Origin of the sequence: Bacillus sp. FSL R7-0646 (genome assembly GCF_037969865.1) — a bacterium.
GTDB lineage: Bacteria > Bacillota > Bacilli > Bacillales > Bacillaceae > Bacillus > Bacillus licheniformis.
This window is the reverse complement of sequence record NZ_CP150217.1, coordinates 4010062-4028735: the sequence shown is the minus strand read 5'-3', so window position 1 is coordinate 4028735 and position 18674 is coordinate 4010062. Positions and strand designations below refer to the sequence as shown.

The following is an 18674-nucleotide window of genomic DNA, read 5'->3' as shown; positions in this document are numbered from 1 at the left end:
GCAAACATTTCGGACGTTGACTGAAATATATTGACCTAGGCCAAAAAGGTTGTACAATCAATGTGTACCATTTGAAAAAAGAAGTATAAAAAAATCCCCTTAAAAGATGGGAGTGGCGCGATGTGAAAATTGCCAAAGTGATCAACAACAATGTGATCAGTGTTTTAAATGAACAGGGTCAGGAATTAGTGGTCATGGGCAGGGGAATCGCTTTTCAAAAAAAGCCTGGCGAAGCGGTGGATGAATCGAGAATCGAGAAGATTTTCAGGCTTGATAATAAAGATGTATCAGAAAGGTTTAAGACGCTGTTGGACGAAATTCCAATTGAATTTATGGAAATGTCTGAAGAAATTATCTCCTATGCGAAATTAAAGCTCGGCAAAAAGCTGAATGACAGCATTTATGTCTCGCTGACCGACCATATTCATTTCGCCGTCGAACGGCATAAAAAGGGACTGGATATTAAAAATGCCCTGCTTTGGGAGACGAAACGGCTGTATAAAGATGAGTTCGCCATCGGCAAAGAGGCGCTGGCCATCATTGAAAAGAAGACGGGGACAGCTCTTCCGGAGGATGAAGCCGCCTTTATCGCGCTCCATATCGTAAACGCCGAGCTGAATGAAGAAATGCCGAACATCGTCAATATTACGAAAGTCATGCAGGAGATTTTAAGCATCGTCAAGTATCACTTTCATATCGAATTTGACGAAGAATCGCTTCACTATTACCGCTTCATTACCCATTTGAAATTTTTCGCCCAGCGGCTGTTCAGCGGAACCTATATGGAAAGCCGGGACGACTTTTTATTTGAAACCGTCAAAAATAAGTACCGGGACGCTTATGTTTGTACAAATAAAATCAGGCAGTATATCGAAAAAGAATACGGTCATCAGCTGACAAACGAAGAGCTTCTGTATTTGACGATTCATATCGAGCGAGTCGTTCATCAAAAATAGAGGATGATATCAAATGAAAGCGTTGACAATTGGATAAATGTATGCTACTTTTTACTTACATCAACTTATACAGGTTGTTAGGATTGTTACTGATGATGCAGGCAAAACCTAAATGACTGTGAAGCGGGACTCTTATGCCCTTGTTTTTCATAGTGATTTAGGTTTTTTTATTTTCATATTGTCTTAAGCGGGATTGTTACTGTTCGGCAGGCAAAACCTAAACTAAGCCTTCTTTGTACAGGCTTTAGTTTAGGTTTTTTATTTTTTAACAGCTTGATAGGGCTTTACGAGAGACAGGAGATGATCAACGATGAATGTTCAATCAATGGCAAAAGAAATTCTGGCGCGCGTCGGCGGGGAGAAGAACGTTGTATCGCTAGTCCATTGCGCGACAAGGCTCCGCTTCAAACTGAAAGACCGTTCCAAAGCAGACAGAGAAGCGCTTGAAAATACGGATGGCGTGGTAACCGTGGTGGAGAGCGGCGGGCAATTTCAAGTCGTTATCGGCAATAACGTTCCTGAAGTATATAAAGAAATCGGCCGGATCTCTCAACTGTTGGAAAGTTCTGCGGCCGATCACAGTCAAAAAGAGAAAGGAAGCCTCGCCGGTAGATTAGTAGATGTCGTATCCAGCATTTTCACTCCGCTGCTCGGCGTCATGGCGGGAGCGGGGATTTTAAAAGGCCTGCTTTTGATTTGCACAAACGCCGGCTGGCTCTCGCCGGAAGAGACGACATATACGATTCTATACGCGGCAGCCGACAGCCTGTTTTATTTCCTGCCTTTGCTGCTCGCCGTTACGGCCGCCAAAAAATTCGGAGCGAACCCGTTCATAGCGCTGACGATTGCCGGAGCGCTGATCTATCCGACGATACTCGAACTGAAAAACAGCGGCGCCCATACGGAGTTTTTCGGCATTCCGGTCGTCTTGATGAATTATACGTCGACCGTTATCCCGATTATCCTTGCGGTATTTGTGATGAGCTATCTTGAAAGATTATGTATGCGCTTTATTCATGAAAGCGTGAAGAACTTTATCACCCCTTTATTATGCCTGACGGTGATGGTGCCGTTAACTTTGATCGTATTCGGACCGCTCGGCGTTTACACAGGAAACGGGATCGCGGCAGCGATTCTGTCCGTTTTTGATTTCAGCCCGATTCTGGCAGGAGCGATTATTGCGGCCTTATGGCAAATCCTTGTCATCTTCGGGATTCACTGGGGGATCGTCCCTGTCATTTTGAACAACATTGCCGTCCACGGCAAGGACTACATTAAGCCGGCGACGGCAGCCGCCGTGTTTGCCCAAACAGGAGCCGCATTTGGCGTCATGCTGAAGACGAAAAACAAGAAGCTGAAAGCATTGGCAGGATCAGCTGCCGTTACCGGGATATTCGGGATTACAGAGCCGGCCGTCTACGGGGTGACGCTCAGGCTGAAAAAGCCGTTTGTATGCGGTGTCATCAGCGCGGCGGCAGGCGGAGCCATTATCGGATACTCCGGCAGCGTCGCCCTCGCTTCCGGCGCTCCGGGCTTGTTGACGATTCCGATTTTTTACGGACCGGGCTTTCTCGGCTTCATCATCGGCATTTCAGTTTCATTTGTTTTATCGATTTTGCTCACTTACATTGTCGGCTTTGACGACCCTGTGGAGGTGACAAAAGAGGAGCCTGTTGAAAAAAGCGCCGGTGAACCGATTTACAGCCCTTTGCAAGGAGAAGTCCTGCCGTTAACAGAAGTATCAGATAAAGTGTTCGCATCGGGGGCGCTTGGAGAGGGAATCGCGGTGGTTCCGTCAAAAGGCGTTGTCACCGCCCCTGCGGACGGCATCGTGACAACGGCATTTCCGACGGGTCACGCATACGGCATAACGTCGGAAAGCGGAGCCGAGATTTTGATTCATATTGGAATGGACACAGTCAGGCTCGAAGGAAAGCACTTCAATCCTAAAGCCGTGCAGGGGCAAAATGTGAAACGGGGTGATATACTCGCAGAATTCGATCTGGACGCTTTGAAAGAAGAAGGGTTTGACGTGAAAACGCCGATCATCGTTACAAATTCCGGTCAATACACGGATGTCATTCCAACGGATCAAAAAAAGGTGAAAACTGAAGAACGGATCATCACTTTAATTTCATCACCAAGGGAGGAAAATAATCATGAAATATAAAACATTAGCTCAATTTCCGAAAGATTTTTTGTGGGGCGCGTCTACTTCCGCTTATCAAGTGGAAGGCGCTTGGGACGAAGATGGAAAAGGGCCTTCTGTCATCGATGCGCGCGAAAGCTACCCGGAAGGGACAACCGATTTTAAAGTCGCAAGCGACCATTACCACCGCTATAAAGAAGATATCGCTTTGTTTGCAGAAATGGGCTTCAAAGCATACCGTTTTTCGATTGCCTGGACGCGCATCATACCGGATGGGGACGGCGATATTAATCCAAAGGGCATCGAATTTTACAGCCGTTTGATCGATGAACTCCTGAAATATGGAATCGAACCGATTGTTACGATGTACCACTTTGATCTGCCGAATGCTTTGCAGAAAAAAGGCGGCTGGTCGGACAGGGCCACGATTGATGCTTTTGAAAAGTATGCGAAGGTCCTTTTTGAAAGCTACGGTGACCGCGTCAAATACTGGCTGACCATCAATGAGCAAAATATGATGATCCTCCACGGATCTGCACTCGGTACACTCGATCCGAACTTGGAAAATCCGAAAAAAGAGCTTTATCAGCAAAACCATCACATGCTCGTCGCACAGGCGAAAGCGATCAAGCTTTGCCATGAGATGCTGCCGGAAGCAAAAATCGGTCCTGCGCCGAATATTGCGCTCATCTATCCCGCTTCTTCGAAACCGGAGGACGTGCTGGCGGCTTTTAACTATAATGCGATCCGAAACTGGCTTTACTTGGATATGGCCGTATTCGGACGGTACAATACAACAGCGTGGGCATATATGAAAGAAAAAGGCTGCACACCGGTCATCGCTGAAGGGGATATGGACATTCTGCGGTCGGCCAAGCCGGATTTTATCGCGTTTAACTACTATACATCGCAAACGGCTGAAGCAAGCAGGGGTGATGGCAGCGACACGGCTGCTCGAGGCGGAGACCAGCATTTGCAGACGGGAGAAGAAGGCGTATATAGGGGAAGCAGCAATCCGCACCTAAAGAAAAACGCATTTGGCTGGGAGATCGACCCTGTCGGTTTCCGTTCGACGCTGCGCGAAATTTACGACCGCTACCAGCTGCCGCTGATCGTCACTGAGAACGGCCTCGGCGCGTTTGATCAGCTTGAAGACGGAGATGTCGTAAATGACGATTACCGCATCGATTATTTAAAAGAGCATATCAAGCAAATTCAGCTGGCAATCACGGATGGAGTCGATGTTTTCGGCTACTCCCCATGGTCTGCCATCGACTTAATTTCGACCCATCAAGGCTGTTCAAAACGCTACGGATTTATTTATGTGAACCGCGATGAATTTGATTTGAAAGACTTGCGCCGCATTCGCAAAAAAAGCTTTTACTGGTATAAAAACCTGATTGCTACAAACGGCGAAACACTCGATTAAACAAAGAAAGAGGATGTTCAGATGATCTCTGAATATCCTCTTTTTTGGTTTGAAAATGCTCATTTTAAAATTTGCAGAAAATTTTAAAAATATGAATGTAAATATCTTTAAAGCGTGTTACATTCGAAACGGAACGAACAACAATGATGGAAAGGAAGAAAGAACCTATGAAATTCAAAATCGAAACACTTCCAAACTACCGCATTGCATATATGCGCCGAGTTGGTCCATACGGCCCCGCCAACATTGAGGTAATGGAAAGATTAAAAAAATGGGCTAAGAAAAAAGATCTTCTTGAATCCGCCATTCTGTTTGCGATTCCACAAGATAACCCGAAAACAACGCCTCCTGATCATTGTCGATTTGATGCTTGTATTGTGATACCGCATGATTATCAAGTCGATGATACCGTTTTTGAAGGCGAAATTTCCGGCGGACAATACCTTATTTACGAGGTTGAACATACAGCAGAAGCTATTCAAAAAGCATATTCAGATATTTTCTCATCCCTGCAAAACAATGAATACCAATTGGACAATAGGCCAATCATGGAAAAATACGTTGGTGATATGGTGAACAGTCCGTATTGCGAAATATGTGTGCCCTTAAAATCGGTTTAATTCGTTTTTTTGTGTAGTTGTCACACAAAACTTTGAATCTATAAAAAGAGTTTAACCCGCCGACAGAAAGGGTAAATCATAAAATAGCATTCCAGATCAGCTACATAGGGAATAAAAATGAGGAGGGATGACAAGTGAATAACAATGATGGCCGCCGCAAAGTCAATGGGCACAGCAAGGATCAACAACTCGAACAGTACCGGTCTGACAACAGGGGCAAAAAAATGACGACGAACCAAGGTTTGCGCGTATCTGAAGACGAGCACTCCTTAAAAGCAGGCGTGCGCGGTCCGACGCTGATGGAGGACTTTCATTTCCGTGAAAAAATGACCCATTTTGACCATGAACGGATTCCGGAGCGAGTCGTTCATGCGAGGGGGTTTGGCGCGCATGGCTATTTTCAGGTTTACGAGCCGATGACGGAGTATACGAAAGCAAAGTTTCTTCAAGATCCGTCAGTGAAAACACCGGTGTTTGTCAGGTTCTCGACTGTCGCCGGTTCCAGGGGCTCGGGTGACACTGTACGCGATGTCAGAGGATTTGCGACAAAGTTTTATACAGAAGAAGGGAACTATGATCTTGTCGGCAACAACATCCCCGTTTTCTTCATTCAGGATGCCATCAAGTTCCCTGACCTGGTGCACGCCTTTAAACCGGAACCGAACAACGAAATGCCGCAGGCTTCTACGGCGCACGATACGTTTTGGGACTTTGTCGCCAACAATGAAGAAACGGCCCACATGATCATGTGGGCAATGTCTGACAGGGCGATTCCGCGAAGCTACAGGATGATGGAAGGCTTCGGCGTTCATACGTTCAGGTTTGTAAACGAAGAAGGCAAGGCGCACTTTGTTAAATTTCACTGGAAGCCCGTCCTCGGCGTCCATTCGCTCGTCTGGGACGAAGCGCAGACAATCGCCGGAAAAGATCCCGACTATCACCGCCGCGATCTGTGGGAAGCGATCGAAAGAGGCGATGAAGTGGAGTATGAGCTCGGCGTGCAAATGATTGACGAAGAAGACGAGTTCAAGTTTGACTTCGATATCCTTGACCCGACAAAGCTTTGGCCGGAAGAAATCGTCCCTGTCAAAATCATCGGCAAAATGACGCTGAATCGAAACCAGGATAACGTTTTTGCGGAAACCGAACAGGCCGCTTTCCATCCGGGCCATGTTGTGCCGGGGATCGATTTCACAAACGATCCGCTATTGCAAGGCCGGCTCTTTTCTTATACGGACACACAGCTGATCCGATTGGGAGGTCCGAACTTTCACGAAATTCCAATCAACCGCCCGGTCTGTCCGTTCCATAACAACCAGTATGACGGCTATCACAGGATGACGATTAACAAAGGGCCTGTCGCTTATCATAAAAATTCGCTTCAAAACAACGATCCGGCGCCTGCTTCAGAAGAAGAAGGCGGATATGTGCACTACGAGGAAAAAGTCGAGGGCAAAAAAATCCGCCAGCGCAGCGAAAGCTTTAACGACCACTATTCGCAAGCGAAGCTGTTTTGGAACAGCATGTCCCCCGTTGAAAAAGAACATATCATTTCGGCGTTCCGCTTTGAAGTCGGAAAGGTCAAAAGCAAGGACGTCCGCCGCCAAGTCGTTCATATGTTTAACCGGGTTGACGGGGAGCTTGCCAAGCAAATCGCTGCGGGTGTAGGCGTAGAGCCCCCTGAAAAAGACGAAGGCTCCAACGTGACGTTCAAATCCCCTGCGCTCAGCCAGGAGAATACGGTGAAACTGCCGCAGACAAGGACAGTCGCCATTTTAGCAGAACAAGGTTTTGATGATGAAGACTTGAGCCGTGTGTTGAAAGAATTCAAAAAAGCCGGCATCATTCCGGACATCGTCAGCTCGGCACTCGGAGTAATCGAAGGGGCCGGCGGCACAGAAATTGAAGTCGGAAACACTTTGCAGACGGTCGATTCTGTGCTGTACGATGCCGTTTATATTCCGGGCGGCCAAGAAAGCATAGAACGCCTGAAATTGCATAAAGCCGCATCGGATTTTGTCAATGAAGCATTCGGACATTATAAAGCGGTCGGAGCCGCAGGCGAAGGGGTCGATCTCCTGCTGTCCGCCGCCGGGGCCCACGCGGCTTCACAGCCGGGCATTATCACCTCTCGTGGTGATAAGAACAAAGACGACTTCGGCAAAAAGCTGGTCGAAGCGATCAGCAGGCACCGCCATTGGGATAGGCAAGTTTAATAATAAAGCAGGCAGGCTAGATGCCTGCCCTTTTAATCTATTTTTCTACCAAACAAACAGCCCGACAATCCCCGCGCTCAACAGCGACACTGCTATTCCGCTGACGAGGAGCTTCCACACATTTCTTCCGATAATCGCCGATTTTTCTCCGTTAAATAAGGAATTGTACGTTCCATAGATCATCCCGATCGTACTGAAGTTGGCAAACGACGTCAAAAATGTTGTGGCCACGGCGGCTGTATGGGGTGAAATCGCGTCTAGCTGCGTTTTTAAATCCATCATCGCGACGAATTCGTTTGTGGCGAGTTTCATGCCCATCAGCTGTGCAACATACATCGCGTCGCCCGGCGCCAGTCCAAGCAGGAATGCGAACGGACTGAAGATATAAGAAAAGATCTTTTGAATCGTCAAACCGTCTACGATCAAGCCCAAAATACCGTTCAAACATGAGGTTAAAGCGACATATCCGATGACCATGGCGAGAATGACGATGACCATATTCATTCCGACCATCATGCTGTTTGAAATCGTTGAGAAAAAGTCCTTTTTCTCTTCTTTTGGCGGTACGTAAATAATGTCTTCATCCTTAGTGACTTCCACCGGGTTTAAAATGCTGGCCAAGATCAACGCATTTAAGCAGTTTAGCGGGATGGCGGTAAATACGTATGTCGCAGGAACCATCGTTAAATAAGAACCGAGAATCGATCCGCTGATGCTGCTCATGCTCATAATGCCGAACGTCAGCAGGCGGTTATCCTTTAATACAGCCAATTGCCCGCGAATGACGGCGAGCGCTTCAGTATTGCCCAGAAACATCATTTGAATCGAAAAGAAACTTTCTAATTTAGGAAGGCGTGAGACTTTCGAAATTACCCAGCCGATCTTATCAATCATCCATGTTAAAATTCCGAAATAAGCCAGTATATCAAAAAATGTCACAACAAAAATAATCGGCAGCAAGGCGCTGAAGAAAAAGTCAACGGTTTCATTGCCCATCACGGACGGAAAGGCAAAAGCGATGCCGTCGCTTGCACAAGCGATCAGCCACGAAAAGAAAGAGGCGATCAGGTTGATGGCCCATCCGCCGATTTTTGTCCCAAGCATAAACCACGTCACCAAAAGCTCAACGATGAAAAGGGAGAGAATCGGCCTCCATTTTACGCTTTTCTTTCGCGGGGAACAAAAATAAATTACAGACATGACAATGAAAATGCCTAAAATATTAATGAGAAAATACATGATGCCAACTCCCGAATGTTTTTTGAAAATAAAAAAGCTCTTATTTTTCATGGGTTCCGATAAAGAAAGCATGAAAAATAAGAGCAAATGAAAAATAGATATATTGTTTGCGCAATACACTTTTTACATGATCAAATCTATTCAAACTTCCTTGTAGTCTGGCGATTTACGGTTGCCAGGTAGAAACAATCAGACCCTATTACTGATTATATACAAGAAGTGGGCTTCTATTATTTTGACTGTATTTTATCTCGAGATTGTGTAAAATTCAAGCTAAAAATATATTTTCACAATAATTTTTCAAATGAAGTCATGTCTAGGAGAGGGTCAGGGCGCTTGTTGCTTAGTCTTTGAAAGCCGGATTTTCAAGCGGGAAAAATGATTGAAGTGACGATGCACAGAACAACAGACGAAAAATTGAAAGTGATAAAATTCTTTTTATTAGAGGAGAATCGTAAGCGATCGCGCTTTATATCTTCATGATGCCGCCTATTATGGCGGTTTTTTTGTGAAACTTTATCTGGAAGTTCCCGTAAGTATGATGAATCGTTTCAGTGCTAAGGCCTCACTGTAACATACTAATGACACCGACAAACCTTGCGTAATGAGCGAACATTAAATCAAAAGTCTCTGATTTAAATAGGCAAAATTTCGCGGTGCTTTAGTTCGTTGAATGAAATGATACCTTTTTGCTATGATTTCCCTATGTTTTTACAACTTGTATGTATGTCCAATTTCAGAGAAAAAGAGGGATAATGAATTATGCTGTTAAAAAAGAACTATCTTCCTGTCGGCAGTGTTGTCGGCTTACATAATGATTCAAGGCGTCTGCTCGTCATCGGGCGGCAAATGTTTTCTGAAACAAATCACGTGATCAGAGATTATGCAGCTGTCGACTATCCAAATGGATTTACCGATCCAAAAGAGCAGCTTGTTCTATTTAATAAACAGGACATAGAAGTGGTATACCATTACGGGTATGTTGATCAAAAAGAATTGCAGCTTGATGAACTGCTAACAGAAGCTGAAGCAGGAAAAAAAGAAAATAAGGAGCAATGACGATGGGACATTTTCGCTTCAACAAAGAACTTTCACACAAGGCAGCGGGAACCATTAGTCAGCTGGAAAACGCCTTTAGCCATGTATTTGAGAACATGGTGTTTTTTCGTGAAGAATTAGACCGGCACAGCGGAAAAGCCGCAGCAGCGCTGCAGAAAAAAATGAGCGACAACATCAACTTTTTCAGTAAAGCAAGCAGCTGTTTATTATATTTTGCAGACAGTGTACGCTGTTTTGCAAAAGCGGTCGAACTGACGGACGAATCCGACAAGCCGGCCAATGTTCAGCCGCAGTCGAGATCAGAAAGAAACCATACGTTTTCGGCTGAAAGAGTTCAAAGTGAAATTAAAGTAAACGGTGAATCGTTACACCAGGCAACCGGAAAGTTTGAATCAAATCTATCTACACTTGATGAAGTTTTGCACCATTTTGACACAATGCTCAGAGAAATGATGTATGAAACAGAATTTCCGTGGGAAAAATTCGATGACGTCTGGTCTGATGCAAAGTCGCACATCAACTCAATCATGACGGAGCTTAAAAAAAGAGTCAAAGAACTTTCGGCAAATGCTAAAAACATCGTTAAGGAATTAAAGCGCGTCGATAACATAATCTCACAGCAACTGCAAAGAGTGAAATGATGGAAGGGAAACAGAGTTATGGCTTATCATAATAGAGAAAAAGAAATCACGAACATTCTCAAAAACCATGAAAGAAAAGCGAACCAGCTGCTGCGGTTAGCCCAATCCAGCCGTCTGCTTGATACTTTTAATAAAATATGGGTTTCGATAGAAAATAAAGAACTTCCGAATTTTGTATCAAAAAACGTAATGGATTTTAATGTGGCGGATATCAAATCGGAAATCAACGATTGGATAAAGGATTTAAAAGAGTGCCAGGAGAATGCCAGGCGCAAATTTGAGTCTATGGAAGACCCCACACCGGAAGACTTAAGAAAACGCAACAATATTTCGAGTGACGCTGTTCTTTTAATTAGCCAATACGAGAATCTAAAAAATGGCATTGATCAGGTGGAACAAGATTTCAGCAATGTCGCCCGCACCCACCGCGCCCCGATGCGCGAAGCTTTGACAGACCTCTCAATCTTGTATAATTCAGTTAACCATGTAAAAGGCGATTTTTCGGATTATAAGAATGTTTCTGTTTATGTGCATGGGATTGAGGATAGTGGGAATGGTTTCTATAAAAGTGTAAAGGATGCTGCGAAAAAGGGCGACCTTATCGTTCGTATTACAACAAATGAAAAAAACGAATATGTTTATGAATACTATTATATTGACAAATATGGAAAAATGTATATAAAGGAAACTTATGAAGAAATAAAAGGTCTTGAATACTTCGACACTAACGGCCGTCTCCATATTGTTTATGACACAAATGAACCCAATGAGCATCGGCAAGCAACAAGTGACGATTTAGCAGAAAAGTTAAATGAGATGGGGCTGATGAATGAGGAGACAAAGATCGATATGTTCGGGCACAGCTATGGAGGAAGAAGATCGCTGCAATTTGCGATGGATTACCCTGACCATGTGCGAAGCATCACAACAATCGGAACTCCATATGATAAAAATCTCTTAGCTGCCGGGGCAAATAGAGCGCGCTGGCTTGCAGATAATGCTGCTGGAAGAGATACTATGAATACAAGTGATTATTTAGATTTTAATGAAGAAAACAAAAACAATGATAATGGAAAAGATTACAGTAATGCCTACACTGATATGGACTGTGAGGCGATGACTGAAGATATTAATCATTTGAAATCTGCCAATCCTGAGGTGTATCAAAAGCTGCAGAAGATGGACATTACCGCTGCGGCGGGATACAGAACAGAGGATACTGTAAGTTTTTCCCCTTACTATACCGCAAGCGGAAAACATAAAATAAACAGTGATGATATCGTTTCGGTCGAAAGTCAACACGGTGACATATTAGGCGATCTCATTGATAAAAAGCCAGAAATTGAAGTAAGAGGTTCCGGTGTAACCAATCCTGGACATATTTATGAAATTGAAGACTCTGAATTTGTTGACTTGATTCGAGAGGTCAACAAAAAAGAAGCAGAATAGGAGAAGGTCGATGAAAAAGAAAGGGTTTATAAGTATATTTTTTTTAATAGTGTTTCTACTGCTCGCCACCACCGGCTGCGGCAAAGATGATGTTCAGGAAGCCATCTATAAAAAAGGCTTGCCCAAAGAAGACAGTCCAGCATTTAGAGAATTTATGAGACATGAACTTGATTTAGCGACAGACGCAACTCTTAGTTATCAAAATAGTACATATACGATTATGCGCAGTGATAAAAAGGGGCTACGGTACTATCAATATACAGATCAAGAAGTAGACGATTTTTACAGTCCCTTTCTTTCGGCTAATAAATATCCTGCGACAAAATTATATGATTTGAAAACAACTGAATTTTTAACTAAAGAAAAACTTATCCACAATAAACTTGAATATAATCTGCCGGAAATGACATTAGATAAAAAGAATGTTCTAAAAGTGAAAACAAAAAGCGGAGAAAAAAAAATAGAGTTTCCATCAGCCAAGGATAAAAAAGTACATCTGGCGTTAGCAGCTGTTAGCAAAGACAGCATGCTTATACAAGTGGACGTATATGAAAAATTTAAAAATGGTGACCTTGGAGACAGACAAATATATTATCTTTTTTTAAAAAGTGATCTTTCAAAATACCGGATTGTTAAAGAAGAGGAATTAAATTCAACAATTGAGTCTGGGAAACTGAAGGAATACTTATCCGTATTTCCAAATGTAGCGAAGGATGGAGCATATCGTAAGTTATTTGATAAATACATTTTTGATGAAAAGAAAAACAAAGTTAGGAAAATCAAAAACACTGATATTCTGAGCAAAGACGGTAAGTATGTTTATATTAACGGAGCAAAAGAAAAAGAAACAAATGTAATGCCTGATGGTATCCAACAGATACAAACAATGGATAATTATCTAAAAGGAAATGAAAAATATGAAGCTCAATTTAAGATTGATTTCAAACAAATTGCAAAAGAGATGGATTTAAACGCGGGTGATGCGAGGATAGCTAATATTCATTATTTTAATAAAGATTATGTAGTTTTGTATATTTCTTATCATGGGAAGACAATTGGTACAGCAGGTTCTGTTAATGTACTTATTGATTTACAAAAAAACAAACAACAGCCAACGGCTTATTTAGTTGATTTAGGAATTGAATCATAGAGGGACTGAAGAGTTTTTATGCAGTCCTTTTCTTATTTGACAAAGGTAGGCCACAAAATTGGGACAAGCCTTCTAATTTTTGGAACTCAAATAAAAACATTTCAATGGCCTGCCGATGATCACCAACTACCGCAAAGCCGATGGAGAAAAAAACGCACCTCCATAGTTAGACGCTGCCTAACGATAGGGGTGCAGTTCATTTTCACCCTTGCTTCACCTTCTCCGACGCATATCCATTCGGATTCGCAGAGTGCCAGTTCCAGGCGTCGCGGATGATCGCGATCAGGCTGTTGTGCTGTGGGGTCCAGCCTAATTCTTTTCTGGCTCTGGAGGAAGAAGCGGCAAATGTTGCTTGTGAATCGATGTCCGTTTCTGTCAGCTTTGCGGCGATGAGGGGAATGCCTGTGACATATTGGGCGGCAAGGATGATTTGTTCAGCGGAGTAGCTTTCGCCATAGCTGAGATTGTAGATTCGGCTATCCTTGCCTTTCCGCAAGTGATTGATGGCGAGCACGTGTGCTTCTGCCAAATCTTGAACATGAACATAATCGCGGACGCCAGTTCCGTCTTCAGATTGATCTATGTGAACAAAAGGAAGGTGTCCGAGAGCGGTTCGCAGAACATTTGAAATGAGATGTGTTTCGCTCCCCCGGTCTTCGCCGATGATGGCGGATGGGTGAGCGCCGCACGCATTGAAGGAGCGGAGGATCACATATTTCAGCCCGTACGCTTTTTCCGCTTCCATCAGCATTTTCTCCATCATCCATTTGACTTTGCCGTGCGCGTGAACGGGCTCAGGTTCGGTTTCTTCTGTGACAGGGAGGTCTTCTGGACTGCCGTAGACGGCCGCGCTTGACGCGAAAACGATCCGGCCGACATCGTATTCTTTCATCACGTCAAGCAGTGTTTCCATTCCTGTGATGTTTTCGTTAAAGGAAGTAAACACGTTTTTGGATTTCGAGGAAATCGGAGATGCTGCGAAATGCATGACGGCTTCAATGTCCTCGTTTTCAAATACTTGCTTGAGAAAATGCCGGTCGCGAATGTCCCCTTTATAAAACGCAGCTTCGGAGTGAACGGCTTCTGCGTGTCCTGTTGCCAGGGAATCCACAACAACGACTCTTTCTTTTTTCTCAATTAACGTGTAAACGGCGTGGGAACCGATATAACCGGCTCCCCCGACAACTAGTACGCTCATCGGAATCCCTCCTTTTGGATCTTTCTACATAATATGGCGCTGGGGAGCTCGCGCCCGCCGCTGTTCTTCAAACCCGTATTTTCCGTCAATGATATAAAGCGGCCTGTCTTTCACTTCGTCATAAATGCGGCCGATGTATTCGCCGATTGCCCCGAGGATGATCAGGATAAATCCGCTGAACAAGCATTGCAGAATGATCATCGACGACCATCCTGTAATGGTGCTTGTCGTAAACAGCTTCATGCAGACGACGATGAAGGCGTATATAAAGCCGATCGCTGACAGCACGATTCCTGAGTAGCTTGCCAGTTTCAGCGGCTGAAAGGAAAATGAAGTGATGCCGTCGAGCGAGAGCTTCAGCATTTTTTTCAGCGGGTACTTCGTTTCCCCTGCAAGCCGTTCGTGGCGCTCGTAATAGACGGCTGTCTGCTTGAACCCGAGCCAGCTGACAAGACCGCGGACGAACGGGTTTTTTTCTTTCAGCTTGTTCATTTCATTGACCACCTTCCGGTCCATGAGCCGGAAGTCTCCTGTATCCACCGGGATATCAACGTCTGTAAGTTTTCTTAAAATCCGGTAGAACATGGCGGCCGTTTGCTTTTTGAAAAATGTTTCTCCTTCTCGCTTTGTGCGGACGGCGTATACAACGTCAAAGCCTTGGCGCCATTTTTCCGCCATTTCCAAAATCAATTCAGGAGGATCCTGCAAATCGGCGTCGATCACAACGATCGCCTCGCCGGCAGCATAGTCTGTGCCGGCCGTAATCGCGATCTGATGACCGAAGTTTCTTGAGAAATTGATGCATTTTACTGCCTGGTCTGACTGAGCAAGCGACTTCAGCGTGTGAATGCTGTCATCGCTTGAACCATCGTTTACAAAAATCAGTTCATAGGGATCGCCTGTCGAGTCCATGACGGTTTTTAATCGGTCATAGGTGCTTTGAAGCACTTCCGCTTCGTTGTAGACAGGGACTACGATTGAAAATGTGACTTGTTTCTGCATATTCATCACCTTTCCTTTCATCAATCCAGCTCCACTTTATAAAGCGTTTGATTTCCGCCAGGTCCGCCTGACTGTGAATCATCAGAAGAAGAGCTGCTGTATTCGCTTTTTGAAATTTCTGTGCCGTTTTCTTTAATCCAGTTGGTGATTTCTGAATTGTCCCGGCCTCGGCCGTCGCCGATCATGAAGTACTTGACTTCGCCGTTTTTGACGAGCTTCTCAAGTTTTTCAACCGTCAAAATCGGGTCGCTTCCTGAGAATCCGCCCATCGCCATCACAGCTTTGCCCGTTTTGATGATGTAAGATTGAGCAGAAGTTGCACTTGAGACTGCAAATAAATATTTTTCACCGGTGTTGTTCTTTTCAAGGTAGCTCAACAGTTCTTCATCGACCGACTCGCCGCTTCCAGGGCTGCCGCCGCCGCTTGGTCTGCCTTGTTGACGGCCGCTTGCGCCTTCGTCATTCTGATTTTGGCTGTTTTGGCCGGAACCGGTATCAGCTGAAGAATCGTTGCTGTTTTGGCTGTTTGAACCTGGACCGAAGCCAGGGCCATTATTGTTGTTTTGATTACTGTCTGTTTGGCCGTCTTGGCTGCCAAATCCGGGAGGTCCGCTGCCGTCGTTATTCTGCATCTTACCTCCTCCGCCACCGCCGGCAAATGATTGTGCGGATTTAGGTCCGGCCTGTGGAATCATGCCGTTTACACCGTCAGCAAGCGTCGCCGTTGTCCAATAGAAAGGCCCGATCAGCATGCCAAGCAGCGCTGCAAGTGATACATAGTAGCTGAATGACTTTCCTTTCTTGAGAAAGATGAGAAGACAGCTTGTGACAATGCCGAAAGCGCCGATCAATATGCTCCAGATGAAGCCGATTTCGCTGAGATAAGGACTCAAAATATACAATTCAAATGCGGTTGTCAGCAAAATGCCGATTGGCAGCAGCCGTTTTTTCCAGCCGCTTTCTTCCTGATAGAGGCGAACGAGCGCCGTCCAGCCTGCACCTGACAAAGCGGCGATTGGAGCTGCCAGCATAATCAGATAGTAATGATGGAAGAATCCTGCGATGCTGAAGAATGCAGCGACCGGCAGAAGCCACATCATCCAGAAAATTGTTTCAGTCGTTGTTTCATTGAATTTTCTTTGTCTGCGAAGACCCGCGATCAGCAAACCGATGATGCCGAAGAGGACAAACGGGATCAGCCAGCTAGCCTGTCCTGAAAGCTCAGATTGGAATAGTCTGAGAGGACCCGGGGTTCCAGTGCCAAACATGCCGCCTGTGCCGCCACCGGGACCTCCGCCGCCGCTTTGGACATCACCCTGCCGGCCATCCGGTCCGCCCGAAGGCATTTCGCCTCCGCTCGGCGGAGCCATTTGTCCATTTGCCGAGTCTGAGTTGTTTTCAATATCGCCGCTTTGCTGCTGATTCTTTTGATCATGATCAGATGAGGAGGTTCCGCCCCCGCCTGCACCGTTTTGACCTGTGAGACGCTGGATGCCGTTATAGCCAAACGCCAGCTCAAGGACAGAGTTGGTCTGGCTGCTTCCGATATAAGGGCGCGAAATCTCGGGCTGGCTGTCGACGACAACCGCCCAGGAAACGGAAACACCTGCCAGAACGATCACGGCTGTGATAAGAGACACAACTTTTTTGCGAATCGTCGTTTTGGCTCCAATCATGTAAAACAGCAGGAATGCCGGTAATACCATGTAAGCTTGCAGCATTTTGACGTTAAAACCGACACCGATCATACAGAATGCGCCGAGCAGCCAGCCGATTTTTCCTTTCCGGACTGCTTTAAACAACAGCCACGTTGCAATCATCAAGCAAAGGACGAGAATGCTGTCGACGTTGTTTGTATGGCTGACCGCAACGGCAATCGGCGTACACGCCATAATAAGAGCTGAAATTCTGGCCGCCGTTTTGCCAAAAGTAGGTTTTACAATAAAGTACAAGAGTGCTACGGAAATCACTTCCGCAATGGCTTCAGGGAGAACGACGCTCCAGCCGTGCACGCCGAATACAAGTGCAAAAAGTGTCTGAATCCAGAGTGCGACAGGCGGTTTATCAACTGTTACAAAGCCTGCCGGATCAAATGATGCGTAAAAGAAGTTATGAAAGCTTTGGGTCATACTTTCAACGGCCGCCGTATAGTAGGCGTTGTCTGTGTCACTATTCCAGATGCCGTACAAGTTTAATGCTGCAGATAATACAAGAATGAAGACCAGGAATATATCGATTTTCCTTTTCTTAATCATTGTTCGATCACCTCACTAAAGAGCATTATAGAAGCCAAATATGATCAAACTATGAACAAATCAAGAAGGAATTTTAAATTGTATAGAGGGGCAAAAAAAGAGACATGCCGTCAGGAGGCATGTCTCAAATATGAGGTGTTATTTCCATACGTCTTCAGCGATCTCGACGACATGGCGCAGTTTTTCCCACTGCTGTTCTTCGGTAAGCAGGTTGCCCTCTTCCGTTGAAGCAAAGCCGCACTGCGGGCTCAAGCACAGCTGGTTCAGATCGGCATATCGGGACGCCTCTTCAATGCGCCGCTTAATATCATCCGGGTTTTCAAGCTCGCCGAATTTAGATGTAATTAAACCGAGGACGATTTGCAAGTCTTTCCGTTGGACGTAGCGAAGCGGTTCGAAGCCGCCGGAGCGCTCGTCATCAAATTCAAGGAAAAGTCCGTCTAAATTGAGTCCGTCGAAAATCGTTTCAGCAGCCGCATCGTAGCCGCCTTCCGCCACCCATGTCGACTGGAAGTTGCCGCGGCAGATGTGCATGGTGACCGTCAAATCGTCCGGGCGCCCTTCAACTGCTTCATTAATCGTGTTGGCGAAAGACTGGCGCAGTTCATCAGGCTGGCGGCCGAAAGCTTTGATCTGCTCATGTCCTTTGTCTGAGAAAAATACGGACCAGGCCGTGTCATCCAGCTGCAAATAGCGGCAGCCGGCATCGTAAAATGCGCGGATCGCTTTTTTGTAAGCCTGAGCTACATCGTGATGAAATTCATCAAGATCCTCATACGGGCTTTCTCCAAGCTTTCCTCTGAAAAACAGCATATTCGGGCTCGGAATCGTCATTTTCGGCGTATGTGTGCCCGCAATATCATGAAGAAATTTATAATCTTCCAGCATCGGATGGTTTGTAAAGTCGACTTTGCTTGTTACTTTGATGCCGCGCGGCTTCGTTTCAACATTATGAAATTGAATGCCCTTGTCCGCTGTATATCCTTCTACGCCGTCAAGTCCTTCAAGAAAATCGAAATGCCACCATGACCTGCGGAATTCCCCGTCTGTCACGGCTTTAAGACCGATTTCTTTTTGCTTTTCGACAATGCGCTTGATCTCTTCGTTTTCGACTTCGCGCAATTGTTCAGCGCTAATTTCGCCGTTCGCTTTTTGGAGGCGCGCTTTTTTTACGGGCTCAGACCTTAAAAGACTGCCCACCTGATCAGCTCTGTACGGTCCGATTTTTCTTCCAGGCGTTTGCTTCAGTACATCGGTTGATTGTGTCATGCTTCATCCCTCTTTCTTTATAGACATAAAAAAGCTCTTCCC

General features: G+C 45.3%; 14 protein-coding genes and 1 riboswitch. Of the genes, 9 read left to right on the top strand and 5 right to left on the bottom strand.

Features of this window, described 5'->3' with window-relative positions:
- Positions 1–122 precede the first annotated feature (122 nt).
- From MKY62_RS20860 to MKY62_RS20840, 5 genes are all read left to right on the top strand, one after another.
- Positions 123–956 carry a PRD domain-containing protein gene (locus MKY62_RS20860; RefSeq protein WP_003186505.1) on the top strand — a complete coding sequence of 278 codons (834 nt, stop codon included), beginning with the start codon at positions 123–125 and terminating at the stop codon, positions 954–956.
- A 310-nt stretch (positions 957–1266) separates the two neighbouring features.
- Complete coding sequence (locus tag MKY62_RS20855; RefSeq protein ID WP_003186503.1) at positions 1267–3126, top strand: PTS beta-glucoside transporter subunit IIBCA; 1860 nt, start codon at positions 1267–1269, stop codon at positions 3124–3126.
- On the top strand, positions 3116–4534 hold the full coding sequence (locus MKY62_RS20850; RefSeq protein WP_016886392.1) for a glycoside hydrolase family 1 protein: 1419 nt from the start codon (positions 3116–3118) through the stop codon (positions 4532–4534). Before MKY62_RS20855 ends, MKY62_RS20850 begins: the two co-directional genes overlap by 11 nt.
- A gap of 167 nt (positions 4535–4701) precedes the next feature.
- Positions 4702–5154, top strand: a complete 453-nt coding sequence (locus MKY62_RS20845; protein WP_003186499.1) for a GyrI-like domain-containing protein — start codon at positions 4702–4704, stop codon at positions 5152–5154.
- 134 nt (positions 5155–5288) lie between these two features.
- Positions 5289–7370 (top strand): catalase, encoded by a 2082-nt coding sequence (locus MKY62_RS20840; protein ID WP_016886391.1) that lies wholly within the window; start codon positions 5289–5291, stop codon positions 7368–7370.
- 45 nt (positions 7371–7415) lie between these two features.
- Here MKY62_RS20840 and MKY62_RS20835 read toward each other — a convergent pair whose 3' ends face one another.
- Complete coding sequence (locus tag MKY62_RS20835) at positions 7416–8609, bottom strand: nucleoside transporter C-terminal domain-containing protein (protein ID WP_003186496.1); 1194 nt, start codon at positions 8607–8609, stop codon at positions 7416–7418.
- A 134-nt stretch (positions 8610–8743) separates the two neighbouring features.
- Positions 8744–8845: riboswitch (purine riboswitch) on the bottom strand.
- A gap of 526 nt (positions 8846–9371) precedes the next feature.
- On the opposite strand from MKY62_RS20835, the gene MKY62_RS20830 reads away from it, so the two are divergent.
- Genes MKY62_RS20830 through MKY62_RS20815 form a run of 4 tightly spaced genes read left to right on the top strand, consistent with a single transcriptional unit; the run spans position 9372 to position 12908 of the window.
- Positions 9372–9668, top strand: coding sequence for a DUF4176 domain-containing protein (locus MKY62_RS20830; protein ID WP_003186494.1), 297 nt, complete (start codon positions 9372–9374; stop codon positions 9666–9668).
- Positions 9669–9670: 2 nt separating this feature from the next.
- Entirely contained in the window at positions 9671–10309 is a 639-nt protein-coding gene (locus MKY62_RS20825) for a hypothetical protein (RefSeq protein ID WP_003186492.1), read from the top strand.
- Positions 10310–10327: 18 nt separating this feature from the next.
- Complete coding sequence (locus tag MKY62_RS20820) at positions 10328–11758, top strand: alpha/beta hydrolase (protein ID WP_003186489.1); 1431 nt, start codon at positions 10328–10330, stop codon at positions 11756–11758.
- A gap of 10 nt (positions 11759–11768) precedes the next feature.
- Positions 11769–12908 (top strand): hypothetical protein, encoded by a 1140-nt coding sequence (locus MKY62_RS20815; protein WP_003186487.1) that lies wholly within the window; start codon positions 11769–11771, stop codon positions 12906–12908.
- A gap of 202 nt (positions 12909–13110) precedes the next feature.
- On the opposite strand, the gene galE is transcribed toward MKY62_RS20815, so the two are convergent.
- The 4 genes from galE to MKY62_RS20795 all read right to left on the bottom strand — a co-directional run bounded on the left by galE (position 13111) and on the right by MKY62_RS20795 (position 18632).
- The gene (galE, locus tag MKY62_RS20810) at positions 13111–14106 is read right to left on the bottom strand and encodes a UDP-glucose 4-epimerase GalE (RefSeq protein ID WP_011198445.1); all 996 of its coding nucleotides are present in this window, start codon (positions 14104–14106) and stop codon (positions 13111–13113) included.
- A gap of 24 nt (positions 14107–14130) precedes the next feature.
- Positions 14131–15108, bottom strand: coding sequence for a glycosyltransferase family 2 protein (locus MKY62_RS20805; RefSeq protein ID WP_011198444.1), 978 nt, complete (start codon positions 15106–15108; stop codon positions 14131–14133).
- A 20-nt stretch (positions 15109–15128) separates the two neighbouring features.
- Positions 15129–17363 (bottom strand): glycosyltransferase family 39 protein, encoded by a 2235-nt coding sequence (locus MKY62_RS20800; RefSeq protein WP_011198443.1) that lies wholly within the window; start codon positions 17361–17363, stop codon positions 15129–15131.
- Positions 17364–17501: 138 nt separating this feature from the next.
- Positions 17502–18632: a 5-methyltetrahydropteroyltriglutamate--homocysteine S-methyltransferase gene (locus MKY62_RS20795; protein ID WP_003186479.1), complete on the bottom strand. Its 1131-nt coding sequence runs from the start codon at positions 18630–18632 to the stop codon at positions 17502–17504.
- Between the last annotated feature and the right edge of the window lie 42 nt (positions 18633–18674).

Excerpts from the sequence above, each read along its gene's own strand:
- MKY62_RS20855 (WP_003186503.1), top strand. The coding sequence starts at position 1,267 with ATGAATGTTCAATCAATGGCAAAAGAAATTCTGGCGCGCGTCGGCGGG.
- MKY62_RS20850 (WP_016886392.1), top strand. The coding sequence starts at position 3,116 with ATGAAATATAAAACATTAGCTCAATTTCCGAAAGATTTTTTGTGGGGC.
- MKY62_RS20845 (WP_003186499.1), top strand. The coding sequence starts at position 4,702 with ATGAAATTCAAAATCGAAACACTTCCAAACTACCGCATTGCATATATG.
- MKY62_RS20835 (WP_003186496.1), bottom strand. The coding sequence starts at position 8,609 with ATGTATTTTCTCATTAATATTTTAGGCATTTTCATTGTCATGTCTGTA.
- MKY62_RS20830 (WP_003186494.1), top strand. The coding sequence starts at position 9,372 with ATGCTGTTAAAAAAGAACTATCTTCCTGTCGGCAGTGTTGTCGGCTTA.
- MKY62_RS20825 (WP_003186492.1), top strand. The coding sequence starts at position 9,671 with ATGGGACATTTTCGCTTCAACAAAGAACTTTCACACAAGGCAGCGGGA.
- MKY62_RS20820 (WP_003186489.1), top strand. The coding sequence starts at position 10,328 with ATGGCTTATCATAATAGAGAAAAAGAAATCACGAACATTCTCAAAAAC.
- MKY62_RS20815 (WP_003186487.1), top strand. The coding sequence starts at position 11,769 with ATGAAAAAGAAAGGGTTTATAAGTATATTTTTTTTAATAGTGTTTCTA.
- galE (WP_011198445.1), bottom strand. The coding sequence starts at position 14,106 with ATGAGCGTACTAGTTGTCGGGGGAGCCGGTTATATCGGTTCCCACGCC.
- MKY62_RS20805 (WP_011198444.1), bottom strand. The coding sequence starts at position 15,108 with ATGCAGAAACAAGTCACATTTTCAATCGTAGTCCCTGTCTACAACGAA.
- MKY62_RS20800 (WP_011198443.1), bottom strand. The coding sequence starts at position 17,363 with ATGATTAAGAAAAGGAAAATCGATATATTCCTGGTCTTCATTCTTGTA.
- MKY62_RS20795 (WP_003186479.1), bottom strand. The coding sequence starts at position 18,632 with ATGACACAATCAACCGATGTACTGAAGCAAACGCCTGGAAGAAAAATC.